Consider the following 13,990-nt stretch of genomic DNA (forward strand, 5'->3'; position numbering starts at 1 on the left):
GAAGAAAGCCCCGTCTTCCACTCAGCGAACCAAGCCGACCCCATCGGCAAGCCCCAAGACCAAACACCCCAGCCCAGCCCCCAAAGCTGCCGCCCTGCCCTCGAGCCAACCTGCCACAAAACAAACCAAGAAAGCCGCACCCACCAAGCCCTTAAAGCCCGCCGCCAAATCCGGTGGGAAAACCGCTCCCAACAGTGACGCTCCTGCCCGCCCCTCGGCAAAAGCCTCGAGCAAAACCCCGGCTAAAGCAAGCCGTCCAGCCCCTGAAGCCCCGGCCAGCCCAGCCCAATCCATGACCAAGAGCAAACCCCAGCCCAAATCCCGCCCAAAACCCCAGCCTGAACAGCCCCTTTCCCCCCAGAGCCCGCCTCGAGGCTCAGCCAAGGCTACGCTCAAGGCCGAAGCCAAAAAACCCGCCCCCAAAGGCAAGGCGGTGCTGCCTCCCAAAGACGATGAGCTCGAGGATGAAGATCTGGCCTTGGATGAGGAGTTAGAGGCCCCGGCCACTCCAGAAGAGCTCGAGGAAGAGGTGGAAGCCCCCAGCCTAGACGAGCTTGAACCCCCCCTGCCCAGGGTGGCTAAGGCCGCAATCTCCAGCTCCTTACCCACCGAGGAGGAGGAGCCCGCCGAAGGCGACCTCGAGGATCCGGACCTCCTCGAGGCCGATATTGACCTTCTGCCTGGGGATCTCCCCCCCGAGGAGGCCGAGGAGGAGATCGAGGATGACCTCCCGCTGCCTCGGGTTTCCACCAGCGACCCGGTGCGCCAGTACCTCCACGAGATCGGGCAGGTACCCCTGCTGACCCTCGAGGAGGAAATCGACCTGGCCCGGCGCGTTGAAGACGGTGTAGCCTCCGCGCAGGTCTTGGCTCAGGAAACCGGCTTGGATGCGGAGCTGATCCGGCACGTGCTGCGCAGCCAGGTGCAAGGCAGCGCCCGCATCAGCAGCATTCCCGGCACCGAGCTGCGCTTGGATCCCGAGACCATCCAGGCGGTAGACGCCCGGTTGCGGGCCCTGCCGCGCGAGATCAAGCGGCACCTGCACATTGCCCGTGACGGCGAGATTAGCCGTCAGCACCTGATCGAGGCCAACCTGCGGTTGGTGGTAAGCATCGCTAAAAAGTACACCGGGCGCGGCCTCAGCTTTCTTGATCTGATTCAAGAGGGCAACCAAGGCCTCATCCGGGCGGTGGAGAAGTTCGAGTTCAAGCGCCGCTTCAAGTTCTCCACCTATGCCACCTGGTGGATCCGCCAGGCCATCAACCGGGCCATCGCCGACCAGGCCCGCACCATCCGGATCCCGGTGCACATGGTCGAGACCATCAACAAGCTGACCCGCACCGCCCGCCAGATGCAGCAGGAGCTGGGCCGCGAACCGGCCTACGAGGAAGTGGCCGAGGCCATGGGGCCGGGCTGGGATGCCAAGAAGGTCGAGGAGACCTTTAAGATCGCCCAGGAACCCGTAAGCCTGGAAACCCCCATCGGCGACGAGAAGGACAGCTTCTACGGCGACTTCATCCCCGACGAGCACATGGCCTCGCCGGTGGACTCCGCCGCCCAGAGCATGCTCTCAGAGGAGCTGGAAAAAGCCCTCGGCAAGCTCTCCGAGCGCGAGGCCATGGTCTTGAAGCTGCGCAAGGGCCTGATTGATGGGCGCGAGCACACCTTAGAAGAAGTGGGCGCCTACTTCGGGGTGACCCGCGAGCGCATCCGCCAGATCGAGAACAAGGCCCTGCGCAAGCTTAAGTATCACGAGAGCCGCACCCGCAAGCTGCGCGATTTCTTGGATTGATAGCCAGAATTTCACCAGTAGGGGCGTATCACGATACGCCCCTGCCTTTTAGGAGGCCGAATGTTCAAGCCATGAAAGTGCTGTCGTTGCGCGCCTCTCCCCAACAGGGTTTTCCCCGAGCCGCGCTCGAGTCCGCCGAACTCATCGCTGGGAAGGGCAGCCACGTGGAAATCCAGGGCCAAGGTGCGGGCTGACACCCATTGGCCCCGGCCCAAGCGATAGAATCCTCCCATGACCGCAGAAGAGCACCTGGCCTTACTCCCCCCTAAGCTGCAAAACGTGGTGAAAATGCTGGGCAGCGCCCCCAAGGTTCTCAAGACCGAGATGCTCTTGGAGTTTGCCAAGAAGATGCCCCCGCTACCGGAAGGGATGAAGGGCCAACTCGAGCAGGTTCACGAGTGCACCACCCCCTTTTGGGTGCATGTCGAGCTCGAGGGGGGGCAGACCCATCTCTACTTCGACGCTCCCAAGGAAGCCCCTACCGTACGGGCTTTTGCTGGAATGCTCTCCGAGGGATTGGAGGGCGAGTCGCCAGAGACCGTGCTCAAGGTGCCAGAGGACTTTTACACCCTGGCCCGGCTGGAGGAGGTGGTCACCCCCTTGCGGCTGCGCGGGCTGCAGGCGGTGCTGGGCCGGATCAAGCGGCAGGTGCGGGAAGCTATGGGCGCTTAGGCCGCCGGCGCCTGCGGGGCTTGGGGTTCGGGGCTGGGGCCGGCTCCAGGTGCCGCAGGTAGGCCTTGCGGCCAAAAGCCCTCTGGCCATAGCGCACCACCTGCGCCCCCTCGAGTTCAAACGCGAGGCGCAGCACCGCCCGCACCATGCGCGGCTCGGCCTGACCTTCCAGGTGCAGGATTCCCCCCCTGAGCTCGCCCAGCAGCTCCCCTGCCGCGCTCCAAAAGCGCCAGTGCGAGAGCTCGCAGTCGGCAAAAACTTCCAAACCTTCCTGTCGGATCCGGTGGCGATAGGCCAGGGGAAGGTAAAACCTCTCGGCGTAATCGCGGTAGAGGGCTTCCTCCAGGGCCAGCAGGTCGGCCCGCAGCCGGGCCCGACCGCGCTCGGTGAGCTCGAGCCCCTCGAGCTGCTCCCAGAGGGCCAGCCGCTCCTCCTCGAGGTCAGGCTTTTCTGCAGGCGCTGCGGCCTCCACCGGCAGCTCACCGTAGGGGTTGAGCCGCACCGCCGTTTTACCCAGCAGGGCCGCCTCGGCCTCAGCGTAGGTTGGATACTCCAGAAGGAGGCCCCCTTCAAGCCCCCAAAAGCGGGTGGCCACCCGCTGGATCAAGGTCCGGTCGTGAGAGACAAAGAGCAGGGTACCGGGATAGTCCGTAAGGGCCCGCTCGAGGGCTTCCAGCAGCTCGAGCTCGAGATGGTTGGTGGGCTCGTCCATCACCAGCAGGCCCGCCCGCAGCGCCCCCAGTAGGGCCAAACCGGCCCGGGCCCGCTCCCCCCCGGAGAAGCGGCGCGGCGGATCGTTCCAGTGTGGGGGACGAAACCCCATCCGGCCCAGCAGGGCCGCGGCCCGAGCCTCTCCAAAGCGCTTGGAGAACTGTTCAAACAAGGGTAGGTCGGGCTCGAGGCCGTGATAGAGCTGATCCAGGTAGGCCACACTGACCCCCAACCCCAGGCTGCGCTCGCCCGCGTCTGGGAGCTCGCGCGAGAGCAGCAGCCGCAGCAAGGTGGTCTTCCCGGCGCCGTTGGCCCCGATCAGGGCGATGCGGTCCCCCCGGAAGATGCGAAGGGTGGCCTCACGGATAACCCTGCGCAAGACCGCGTCTCCTCTGCCCTGCTCGGCTGCACCCGTGCTTGGATAGGACTTTTTCAAGCCCTTCGCCTCCAGCACTAGCTTCGGGGTGCCCTCAGCAGCGATCTCGAGGCTCCAGCGACGTTCAGGGGGAAGGGGGTTGGGGGCTTCGACGCGCTCCGCCCGCTGCAGCAGCCCTTGGCGCTGGCGAGACTTCTTGGGGCTGCCGGGAGCCGCGGAGCGCAGGGCTTCCGCCGAGGCCATCAGGCGTTCGCGCTCCTTCTCGGCCTCTTTGCGGGCCCGCTCCACCGTGCGCCGAATCCGCTCGCGCTCGGCCAGATAGGTCGCATACGGGCCGGCCACCCGCAGCAGCAAGCCGGCTTCGAGGTGGTAGACCGTGGTGGCCACCCGACTCACCAGCGCGCGGTCATGGGAGATCAAGGCTACCGCACCGCGATACGAGAGCAAGCGTTCCTCCAGCCGCAACCGCATCCGAAGGTCAAGATGGGTGGTGGGCTCATCCAGCAGCAGCACGTCCGCATCGGACAAAAAGGCCGTGGCCAGGGCCAGGCGCATCCCCTCTCCACCCGAGAGCCGTTCCACCGGGCTCTGCCAAAGCCCATCCAGACCGAACTCGGCCAGGACCTTAGCCACCCGGCCCCGCCAGAACGAAAGCTCGCGCACCCGATCCCAGGCTTCCGCGGAGTGTTCGGGCGAGGCCGCTTTCAACTCCTGCTCAGCCCGATACAAAGGGGTGCTGGAATACGCGGCGGCATACACTGTGGTGCCCTCGGGCCGGTAATCCTGGGGAAGATACACCACCCGGGTACCCCGGGGACGCTCGAGCCGCCCCCCGTCGAGCACCAACTGCCCCGCCAGGGCTTGAAACAGGGTGCTCTTACCGGCTCCATTGGGCCCCAGCAACACCACTCGCTCCCGCGGGGCCAGCCAAAACCGCGCATCCCGAAACAACACCCGCTCCCCAAAGGCTTTTTCCCCATGGCTCAGGCGCAGCAAAACCTCGGGCTTCGCCACAGGGCTTAGGGCTTTGCGGTCCGTATCTAGCACAACATTCCAAGGGTAGCCCCTCGAGCTCAGGTCGTCAAAACCGCCCCGAACTTGTAGCCTAAGAGGGTGCCCGATCTGATCCTACGCCCGCTGGTCCTGGCCGATATTTCCACGATCATGGCCTGGACTCAAGATGAGGAGTTTTGCCTGGCCAGCGGCTGGCCTCTGCACCAGCCTCCCGAGCGCTGGGAGGAGATCTTTTTGCGGATGATCAACAACCCGCCGGTCAACCTCGTGCGCCTGGGCATCGAGACCCACGGGCAGCTGATCGGCTATACCGACCTGGGTGAGATCAACCCCCTTGAGGCCCGGGCTTCCTTTGCCATCGCCATCGGTGACCGGGGGTATTGGGGCCGGGGGTATGGCTTCACCGCCGGGCGCCAGATGCTGCGCTACGGCTTCGAGGAGCAGGGCCTCGAGCGCATCACCGCCGAGGTACACGCCTCCAACACCCGCCCCATTCGGCTGCTGGAACGCCTGGGTTTCCTGCGAGAAGGGGTGCTCCGGCAGCATGAAACGTACCGGGGGGAAAAGCAGGACCTATACCTCTACGGGATGCTCAAGGAGGAGTTCAAAGCTCTGGTGGACCTGACGGGCTCTGGCTAGCGCTCCTCGAGCAGCCCACGGGCCCGCAGGGCCAGATACACCCGGGCCAAGGTCTCCGGGCTTCGGAGGGAGGCCCCCAGGGTCTTCTCGATCGCGCTTAGGCGGTAGCGCAGGGTGTTGGGGTGAATGTGCAGGGCCTGGGCGGTCGGATTGGGCTCCCCCCCATGCTCTAAATAGACCTCGAGGGTCCGGAGGGCCCGTGCAGGAAGGGGTAAAAAGCGCTCCACCAGGGCCCGCAGATCTTCTGGCGATTGCTGCAGGAGCACCCAGGCCACCGGGTCAAGCTGCTCAAAGCCCATGACCTCGCCGGGCCGGGCCGCCTTAAGCGCGATCAGGGCCTCCCGGTAAGCCGTTCCCACCGCCTCGAGGCTGGGATGAGCCGCCGAGAGGCCCACCCGTACCCCCTGCGGCGCAGCCCAGAGCAGGCTCTGGGCCTCCTTGGCTGGATCATGGCTCTGCCACAGCACCACCGCTCGAGTCCCCCGACCGGAAAGCAAATGGGGGGTTCCCAGGCGCTCGAGATAGGCCCCCACCGAGGTTTTGAGCCCCTGCAGAATTTCCCGTCGCCGGGCCTCGGCCAGTCGGTGGCGACCGGGCGGGGCCGGGGCCTCGATCAGAGCGAGCCGCAGGGAGAACCCCCGCTCGAAGCCAAAGGCAAAGCCCCGGTCCAGATCGGCCTCCCCCAGCAGGAGTTCATCGAGAAAAGCCGCCCCCAGATTCTCCTCCTGGGCCCGCTCGAGGGCCCGCTCCCGCGCGCGCAAGCGCAGCAGCCGGGCGGCCAGCTCCAACCAGGGCAAGGCCCGCTGCAAGGCTGGCGCTTCACCATAGGCGATGAACCGCCCCTCCCCGACCTCCTGGGCCCAGTAGCCCCCACCCCAACCGGCCTGGGTTGGATGCCGCGCGGGAACCCTTCCCGCCCAAGCCAACACCTCACCCCACGGGGCCACCAGCACCACCGGAAGACCGGTCAGCTCATGAAGGGCTTCCATCAAGCCCCGGGGATCCGCGGGGTTGGAGTCCAGCCACTCCAAGATCCTCGAGGGGATTTCGGGGGCCTCCCCCGATCCTTTAGGGCCCAGCTCGGCCATGATTGTTAGAGAATACAATTTTTGCTCTTTATTTGTAAAAATACCCACTAGCCCCTCCCTGACTCAACCGGTACCCTTGGCTTAAAGGAGTCTCCATGACCGAGTTCAAGGGTAGCGTCGTACCGCTGATCACCCCTTTTAAGAACGGGCAGATTGACGAAGCCGCGCTGGAGAAGCTGATTGAGCGGCAGCTCGAGGCCGGTTCCCATGCTCTGAGCGTGGGGGGCACCACCGGTGAGCCCGGCACGCTTTCGGTCGAAGAGCGCAAATACCTGATCGAACGGGCCGTGCGCTTGATCCGGGGCCGGGTCCCCCTCTTGGCCGGAACCGGCACCCTGCGGCTGGACGAGACCCTGGAGATCACCCGCTTCGCTCAGCAGGTGGGGGCCCAAGGGGCTTTGGTGATCACCCCCTATTACCTCAAGCCCAACCAGGAGGGCCTCTACCGCTTCTTCGGAGCCGTTGCCGCGGCGGTGCCGGAGTTCCCCATCGTGCTCTACAACATCCCGGGGCGAACCGGGGTGGAGATTCAGGTCGAGACGGTGGTTCGACTGCGCCGGGCCTTCAAGAACATCGTGGGGCTCAAGCATTCCTCCAAGGACGTGGAGTACGTCTCAGAGCTGCTGCGCCAGGTGGGGCGGGATTTCCAGGTTTTCTGTGGTCTCGAGGCCCTAACCTTCCCCATGATGTGCGTGGGTGCGGTGGGCACCATCGCCGCGACCGCCAACTGGCTGCCCAAGGAGACCGCCCAGATGTGCCAGCTCCTCCTGGAGGGGCGGCACCGGGAGGCCCTTGAGCTGCACTACTACGGGCTCGAGGCCAACAGTGCGGTCTTCTGGGACACCAACCCCATCCCGCTCAAGACGGTACTGGCCTGGATGGGCCTGTGCGAGAAGGAGTGGCGCGAGCCCTTAGGCCCCAGCACCCCGGAGGTGGAGGCCCGGCTGCGCAAGATGGCCGAGTCCTATGGGCTGATCGAGGGGCGCCAGGGCCGTGAAACCCTGCCCGACCCTACCGGCAAACAGTATGTGTGAACTTCCAGAGGCGGCATGAAGCGCGCGCGTTTTATCTCCAAAGGAAGGACTCTCGAGGGGCGGCTCGAGGGCCCTTGGTTGATAGACCCCGCCGGTGAAGCCCATCCCCCCGACCAGGTCACCTGGCTGCTGCCGGTCCAGCCCGGCAAAGTGCTCGCCTTGGCCCTCAACTTCGCCGAGCACGCCGACGAGTTCGGGCTCAAGCGGCCCAGCGAGCCAGCCCTTTTCTGGAAACCCAACACCTCCCTCTTGCCGCACCGCGGCACGGTGATCTACCCCCGTGGAGCCCGGTTCATGCACTTCGAGTGCGAGCTGGCCGTCATCATCGGGCGCAACCTGCGGCGGGTGAAAGCCAAAGATGCCCTGGGATATGTGGGGGGCTATACCATCGCCAACGACCTGGTGGTGCGCGACTACGTCTCCAACACCTTCCGCCCCCCCCTCCGGGGCAAAGGCTGGGATACCTTCGGGCCGCTGGGGCCCTACTACGTTTCCGCCGATGAAGTGGCCGACCCCCACGACCTTAAGATGCGGGCCTACGTGAATGGGGAGCTGCGCCAGGAGGCCAGCACCCAGGGCATGATCTTCTCCATCCCTGAGGTTCTCGAGTTCATCAGCCGGTTCATGACCCTGGAGGCCGGGGATGTCATCCTCACCGGCACCCCCAAGGGCATCTCCCAGGTACACCCCGGTGACACCATGCGCATGGAGATCGAAGGCCTGGGAGCGCTGGAGAACCCCATCGAGTGGGAGAGCGCAGACGCCGAGCCGGTCATCGGCCAGGAAGGCGACCGGAATCTGGTCCTATGAGCACCCAGCCCTTTGCCGAGGTCTACAAAAATGCGGTCTATAGGGGAGGAGACATGGCCTTCAGCCTGAGCGAAACCCCCACCGGGACACAGCCCTTTGCGGGACGGAGGTTTGCCTTCGTCACCGCTTATAACCCCCGCAGCCAACCGCTTTCAGGGGAGGAAAACCAAAAGCGCCACCGGGAGCTGGAGCGGGAGATTCAGAGGCTGGGCCTCGAGTCTGCTCCGGGCAGCGGGGCCTCCCCCGACGGAAGCTGGTTTGAGGAGGGGTTCATCCTGTTTGGGGTCGGGCTCGAGCCCGCCCTCGAGCTAGGCCGCCGCTTCGAGCAGCACGCCATCCTCTGGGGTGAGGGGGGAAAGGTTGGGCTGGCCTGGTGCGAGGATGGGAGGATCGAGTGGTTCTACCCCCAGGCCCTCCCGACCGAGGGGGGAATCCCATGAATGTCAGCCAAACAGCCCGCAGCATCCGCCCAGAGTTCATCGCTCAGGTACGGCAACGGGTGGCCTCGAGCCCGGTACCCCATTTCATCGGTGGGGAGTTTGTGGCCGGGGTGCGGGGCGAGACCTTCGAAAGCCTGGACCCCTCCACCAACCGGAAGTTGGCCCAGGCCTACCGGGGCCATACCGAGGACGTGAACAAGGCGGCCCAGGCGGCCCAGGACGCCTTCAGCCGGTGGCGGCTCTCGGCCAAGGCCCGCAAGCGGTACCTGCTCAAGATTGCGGAGGGACTGGAAAAGCATGCCGATGAGCTGGCGGTGATCGAGTGCCTGGACGCCGGGCAGGTCCTGCGCATCGTGCGGGCCCAGGTAGCCAGGGCTGCGGAGAATTTCAGCTTCTACGCCGATTGGGCCGAGCGGGCCATGGACGGTCGCAGTTACCCGGTGGACGGGGAATGGCTCAACTACACGGTGCGGGTGCCGGTGGGGGTCTGCGGAATCATTACCCCGTGGAATGCCCCACTGATGCTCTCGACCTGGCGCATCGCCCCTGCCTTGGCCTTTGGCAATACGGTGATCCTGAAGCCAGCCGAGTGGTCCCCGCTCACCGCCTGGAAGCTGGCCGAGATCATCCAGGAAGCCGATCTGCCCCCTGGGGTGTTCAATGTGGTGCAGGGCTTTGGCGAAGAAGCCGGGGACGCCCTGGTGCGCCATCCCCAGGTGCCGCTGATCAGCTTCACCGGCGAGACCACCACCGGCACAATCATCACCCAAAACTCGGCTGAGTCTCTCAAGCGGCTTTCCCTCGAGCTCGGCGGTAAGTCCCCGGCGATCCTCTTCGCCGACGCAGACCTGGACCGGGCCGTGGATGCCACCGTGTTCCAGATCTACAGCTTCAACGGCGAGCGCTGCACCGCCAACTCTCGCGCCCTGGTGCAACAGGAGATCCTGGACGAGTTCGTGAGCCGTGTGGCGGCCCGGGCGGCCAAGGTCAAGGTGGGCCACCCCCTCGAGCCCGACACCGAGGTGGGGCCCCTGATTCACCCCGAGCACCTACAGCGCGTGCTGGGCTACGTGCAGATCGGCAAGCAGGAGTCACAGCACATCTTCGGCGGTGAGCAAGTCGGCACCGAAGGCAACTACGTGCGGCCTGGGCTCTTCGTGGCCGAGAACCACCACCGCATTGCCCAGGAGGAGATTTTTGGCCCCATCCTGACCGTCATCCCCTTCAAGGACGAAGCCGATGCCCTGCAAAAAGCCAACGACGTGAAGTACGGGCTGGCCGCCTACGTCTGGACTAAGGACGTGACCCGGGCCCACCGCCTGGCCCTGCATCTGGAGGCGGGCATGACCTGGATCAACTCGCACAATGTCCGGCACCTGCCCACCCCTTTTGGGGGGATGAAGTTCTCGGGGACCCACCGGGAGGGAGGGGAGTACAGCCTCGAGTTCTACACCGAGCTCAAGAACATCGCCCTACCCCTGACCGAGCACCCCATTCCGAAGTTTGGGAAATAGGAGGCAACATGGCACGCACCGGTAAGCAGTACCTCGAGGCCCTGAAGGCCAACCCCCCCAACCTCTGGTACAAAGGCGAGCGGGTCACAGACCCCACCACCCACCCGGTCTTCCGGGGCATCACCCACACCCTGGCCCAGATGTACGAGATGCAGCACGATGAGCGTTACCGCGATCGGCTGACCTATGAGGAGGGCGGAAGGCGCTACCCGATGAGCCTACTCCCCGCCAAGACCCCCGCTGATCTGGCCCGGCGCAGTGCCGCCTATAAGGTATGGGCCGACGCCAATCTGGGCATGATGGGGCGCAGCCCCGACTACCTCAACGCGGTGTTGATGGCCTATGAGGCCAGCGCGGAGTTCTTCGGGGAGTTCGCAGACAACGTACGCCGCTACGTGCAGTACGTGCGGGAAAACGACCTAGCTACCACCCACTGCCTTACCAACCCCCAGGTCAACCGGGCGAAGAGCACCGCTGAGCAGCCCGACCCCTATATTCCGGTGGGGGTGGTGAAGCAGCTCGAGGGCGGGATCGTGGTGCGGGGCGCACGAATGCTCTCCACCCTGCCCACCGCCGATGAACTGTTGGTCTTCCCCAGCACCTTGCTCAAGGAGGGGCCGGGGGCTGACAAGTATGCAGTAGCCTTCGCCATCCCCACCAACACCCCAGGGCTCCACTTCATCTGCCGAGAGGGGCTCTCGGCGGAGGGGTCCGCGTATGACTACCCACTCTCGAGCCGCCTGGAGGAGATGGACTGCCTGACCGTCTTCGACGACGTGTTCGTACCCTGGGAACGGGTCTTCGTGCTGGGCGACCTGGCCCGCTGCAACAACGCCTACGCCGAGACCGGAGCCCTGATGCACATGGCCCATCAGGTGGTGGTGCTGAAAACCGCCAAAACCGAGGCCTTCTTGGGGCTGATCAGCCTGATCGGGGAGGCCATCGGGGCCGATGCCTTCCCACATGTTCAGGAGAAAATCGCCGAGGTGATCGTCTACCTCGAGGCCATGCGGGGCTTCTGGGCTCGGGCTGAGCTGGAGGCCAAGCCCAACCGCTATGGCTTGCTTTGCCCGAACCGCGCGGCCATTGACGGGGCCCGCAACCTCTTCCCCCGGCTCTACCCGCGCATCCACGAGATCGTGCAGCAGGTGAGCGCCTCCGGGCTGATCACCCTGCCCTCCGAGGCCGATTTTGACTCCCCGATGGGGCCCTACCTGGAGAAATACCTCCAATCGGCCACCCTGCCCGCGCGGGAGCGGGTCCAGCTCTTCCGGCTGGCCTGGGACATGACCCTTTCCGGGTTCGGGGCTCGGCAGGAACTCTATGAGCGCTTCTTCTTCGGCGACCCGGTGCGGATGTACCAGACCCTCTTCGCCGCTTACGACAAGGAACCCTACAAGGCCCGCATCCGAGAATTCCTGGGCTGGAAGGAGCAGCCCAAAGTCGAAGCGGTAGCGGGAGACTAGCGCAGATGGCCGATCTTATGGAAACCACCCAGTCCGCCCTGGTGGAATCGTTCAAAGCCGCCCTGGCCCGGTGGGCCAGCGGGGTCACGGTGGTGGCCGCGGAGTGGGACGGAGAATGCCGGGGCATGACCGCCAGCAGCTTCGCCAGTGTGAGCCTGAACCCCCCTCTGGTTCTGGTCTGCGTGGATGAAAACGCCCATCTCCTGCGCCTGCTCGAGCACTCCCCCCGCTTCACGGTGAACATCCTGGCGGAAGGGCAGGATTTGGTCGCAGCCCACTTCGCCGGGAAACCGGTGCCAGATCTAAACCCCTTGCGGCCCGACCTTTCCATCGAAGGCTCGCTGGCCACCCTGTTTTGCTCGAGGTGGCAGCTCTATCCGGGGGGGGATCACCGCATCGCGGTGGGTAGGGTCGAGGCCATCCGGCTGGGCCCGTCGGGGAAGCCGCTGGGCTACTGGAACCGTGGATACCGCAGCATAGAGTGAGGAACATCCCGATGGCGACCCCGAACATCATCCGCATTGGACACGGCATCTTTTACGTGACCGACCTCGAGCGCTCGCGGCAGTTCTACGTGGAGCGGTTGGGGCTCAACCCCCTGCATGAGGAATCCCGGGCCCTCTATCTGCGCGGGGTAGAAGACCGCGAGTGGACCCTCAAGCTGGAGCTGGCCCCGGAGGCGGGCATCAAGCATCTGGCTTACCGGGTTGGGGGGGAGGCCGACCTCGAGGCCCTGGTGGCCTTGGCGGAGGCCGAAGGCCTGCCCTACCGCTGGGAAAGCGAGCAAGACCGGCCCCGGCTCCTGCGCCTACAAGACCCCTTTGGGGTTCCGGTGGCCTTCTATGCCGAGAGCCAGAAATATCCCTGGCTTCTGCAGCAGTATCATCTCCACAAAGGGCCGGGGCTCCAGCGGATTGACCACATCAACGTGATGAGCCCGCAGGTAGAAGCCGCCATGCGCTGGTACATGGACCGCCTGGCCTTTCGCCTCTCTGAGTTCACCGAAGACGACGAGGGACGGATCTGGGCGGCCTGGGTCCAGCGCCGCGGAGGGGTACACGACCTGGCCCTAACCAACGGCACAGGGCCACGGCTGCACCACTTCGCTTACTGGATGCCAGACGCCACCAGCATCCTCCGGGCTTGTGACATCCTGGCTGGAGCCCTGGAGTCCGAAAAGATCGAACGGGGCCCCGGCCGGCACGGGGTATCCAACGCCTTCTTCGTCTATCTGCGCGACCCCGACGGCCACCGCATCGAGCTCTACACCTCCGATTACCTCACCGTAGACCCCGACTTCGAGCCGATCCGTTGGCACCTCAACGACCCGCGCCGCCAAACCCTGTGGGGCGCCAAAACCCCCCGAAGCTGGTTCGAAGAAGCCAGCCGGCTCGAGGCCTTCGGCGGCGGCTGGGAAGGGCAGGCCGAGTCCGAGCTGAGAGGGCTGCCCCAGCACGTGATCTAAGCCTTCCGAAGAAAAGTGCTCCACCCCAGGGTCTATTGACGAAAACTGGATTGGATCGGTAATCTGCCTACACAAACCAAACGTTTGTTAGTTGTGCGGAGGGTCTTTGAACGAACGCATCGCCGTACTGGGAGCAGGAACCATGGGCCGAGGGATCGCGCAGGTTGCGGCCCAGGCCGGACATCGGGTAAGGCTGTATGACCCCCAACCCGCTGCGCTCGAGCAGGCCCTTGCGTCCATACGCAGCGACCTGGAGAAGGCGCTCGAGAAGGGCAGGCTACAGGGCTCGGTGGAGGAGGTTCTACAGCGGGTTCAGCCGGTCACAGACCCCGCCGAGTGTGCCGAGGCCGACTGGGTGATCGAGGCCGTGCCGGAGGTGCTGGAGCTCAAGCAGGAACTCCTGGGTCGGTTGTCCCAGCTGAACCCCACCAACCTCCTGGCCACCAACACCTCTACCCTTTCGGTCTCCGCTATCGCGGCCAAGGTCACGAACCCCGCGCGCCTGCTGGGGCTGCACTTCTTCAACCCCGCGCAGCGCATGAAGTTGGTAGAGGTGATTCCTGGGCTGCAAACGGCGCCCGAGGGGGTGGAAAAGGCCCTGCGGCTGATGCAGGCCTGGGGTAAAGAGCCGGTGACGGTGAGCGATTCCCCCGGTTTCCTGGTCAACCGGGTGGCCCGGCCTTTCTATGGCGAGGCCCTGCGGCTGCACGCTGAGGGGGTCTCTAAAGAGGCCATTGACTGGGTCTTGAAGGGCCTGGGGTTTCCGATGGGTCCCTTCGAGCTGATGGACCTCATCGGGTTGGACGTCAACTTCGCCGCTTCGCAGTCGGTATACCAGGGGTTTTATGGCGAGGGGCGGTACCGGCCCCATCCGCTACAGTACCAACGCGTGGTCGCCGGAATGCTGGGGCGCAAAACGGGCCAGGGCTGGTACAGCTATCCGCCGGGCCCCCCCGCCATGCCCCCCTC

General features: G+C 65.1%; 15 protein-coding genes. 12 read left to right on the forward strand and 3 right to left on the reverse strand.

Going from position 1 to position 13,990, the window contains the following annotated elements:
* Positions 1-21 precede the first annotated feature (21 nt).
* Positions 22-294 carry a hypothetical protein gene (locus Mgrana_RS02445; RefSeq protein WP_119356016.1) on the reverse strand — a complete coding sequence of 91 codons (273 nt, stop codon included), beginning with the start codon at positions 292-294 and terminating at the stop codon, positions 22-24.
* On the opposite strand from Mgrana_RS02445, the gene rpoD reads away from it, so the two are divergent.
* The 3 genes from rpoD to Mgrana_RS02455 all read left to right on the forward strand — a co-directional run bounded on the left by rpoD (position 293) and on the right by Mgrana_RS02455 (position 2,464).
* Positions 293-1,792 (forward strand): RNA polymerase sigma factor RpoD, encoded by a 1,500-nt coding sequence (rpoD, locus tag Mgrana_RS02450; protein WP_240631214.1) that lies wholly within the window; start codon positions 293-295, stop codon positions 1,790-1,792. The genes Mgrana_RS02445 and rpoD overlap by 2 nt on opposite strands.
* Positions 1,793-1,863: 71 nt before the next feature.
* Complete coding sequence (locus tag Mgrana_RS17205) at positions 1,864-1,986, forward strand: hypothetical protein (RefSeq protein WP_276309137.1); 123 nt, start codon at positions 1,864-1,866, stop codon at positions 1,984-1,986.
* Positions 1,987-2,023: 37 nt separating this feature from the next.
* Positions 2,024-2,464, forward strand: a complete 441-nt coding sequence (locus Mgrana_RS02455; RefSeq protein WP_119356017.1) for a SufE family protein — start codon at positions 2,024-2,026, stop codon at positions 2,462-2,464.
* On the opposite strand, the gene Mgrana_RS02460 is transcribed toward Mgrana_RS02455, so the two are convergent.
* A complete protein-coding gene (locus Mgrana_RS02460; RefSeq protein WP_240631215.1) occupies positions 2,451-4,598 on the reverse strand; it encodes an ABC-F family ATP-binding cassette domain-containing protein in 2,148 nt (715 codons plus the stop codon). The two genes, Mgrana_RS02455 and Mgrana_RS02460, sit on opposite strands and share 14 nt — an antisense overlap.
* Positions 4,599-4,664: 66 nt before the next feature.
* On the opposite strand from Mgrana_RS02460, the gene Mgrana_RS02465 reads away from it, so the two are divergent.
* A complete protein-coding gene (locus Mgrana_RS02465) occupies positions 4,665-5,204 on the forward strand; it encodes a GNAT family N-acetyltransferase (RefSeq protein ID WP_240631216.1) in 540 nt (179 codons plus the stop codon).
* Here the strand turns inward: Mgrana_RS02465 and Mgrana_RS02470 are convergent.
* Positions 5,201-6,292 (reverse strand): PucR family transcriptional regulator, encoded by a 1,092-nt coding sequence (locus tag Mgrana_RS02470; RefSeq protein ID WP_119356018.1) that lies wholly within the window; start codon positions 6,290-6,292, stop codon positions 5,201-5,203. The genes Mgrana_RS02465 and Mgrana_RS02470 overlap by 4 nt on opposite strands.
* 95 nt (positions 6,293-6,387) lie before the next feature.
* Between Mgrana_RS02470 and hpaI the strand changes: the two genes are divergently transcribed.
* From hpaI to Mgrana_RS02510, 8 genes are all read left to right on the forward strand, one after another.
* Positions 6,388-7,326 (forward strand): 2,4-dihydroxyhept-2-ene-1,7-dioic acid aldolase, encoded by a 939-nt coding sequence (gene hpaI, locus Mgrana_RS02475; protein WP_119356019.1) that lies wholly within the window; start codon positions 6,388-6,390, stop codon positions 7,324-7,326.
* Positions 7,327-7,341: 15 nt separating this feature from the next.
* The gene (locus Mgrana_RS02480; RefSeq protein ID WP_119356020.1) at positions 7,342-8,136 is read left to right on the forward strand and encodes a fumarylacetoacetate hydrolase family protein; all 795 of its coding nucleotides are present in this window, start codon (positions 7,342-7,344) and stop codon (positions 8,134-8,136) included.
* Positions 8,133-8,576 carry a DUF3293 domain-containing protein gene (locus Mgrana_RS02485; RefSeq protein ID WP_119356021.1) on the forward strand — a complete coding sequence of 148 codons (444 nt, stop codon included), beginning with the start codon at positions 8,133-8,135 and terminating at the stop codon, positions 8,574-8,576. Before Mgrana_RS02480 ends, Mgrana_RS02485 begins: the two co-directional genes overlap by 4 nt.
* Positions 8,573-10,090, forward strand: a complete 1,518-nt coding sequence (gene hpaE, locus Mgrana_RS02490; protein ID WP_119356022.1) for a 5-carboxymethyl-2-hydroxymuconate semialdehyde dehydrogenase — start codon at positions 8,573-8,575, stop codon at positions 10,088-10,090. Before Mgrana_RS02485 ends, hpaE begins: the two co-directional genes overlap by 4 nt.
* Positions 10,091-10,098: 8 nt before the next feature.
* On the forward strand, positions 10,099-11,556 hold the full coding sequence (gene hpaB / locus Mgrana_RS02495) for a 4-hydroxyphenylacetate 3-monooxygenase, oxygenase component (protein WP_119356023.1): 1,458 nt from the start codon (positions 10,099-10,101) through the stop codon (positions 11,554-11,556).
* A gap of 5 nt (positions 11,557-11,561) precedes the next feature.
* Positions 11,562-12,041 (forward strand): 4-hydroxyphenylacetate 3-monooxygenase reductase subunit, encoded by a 480-nt coding sequence (gene hpaC / locus Mgrana_RS02500; protein ID WP_371862069.1) that lies wholly within the window; start codon positions 11,562-11,564, stop codon positions 12,039-12,041.
* A gap of 11 nt (positions 12,042-12,052) precedes the next feature.
* Positions 12,053-13,021 carry a 3,4-dihydroxyphenylacetate 2,3-dioxygenase gene (gene hpaD / locus Mgrana_RS02505; RefSeq protein WP_119356024.1) on the forward strand — a complete coding sequence of 323 codons (969 nt, stop codon included), beginning with the start codon at positions 12,053-12,055 and terminating at the stop codon, positions 13,019-13,021.
* Positions 13,022-13,127: 106 nt separating this feature from the next.
* Positions 13,128-13,990 (forward strand): 3-hydroxyacyl-CoA dehydrogenase family protein (locus tag Mgrana_RS02510; RefSeq protein ID WP_170146376.1); only part of this gene is annotated, 863 nt, incomplete at its 3' end.

The organism is Meiothermus granaticius NBRC 107808 (genome assembly GCF_003574355.1).
Classification (GTDB): Bacteria; Deinococcota; Deinococci; order Deinococcales; family Thermaceae; genus Meiothermus; species Meiothermus granaticius.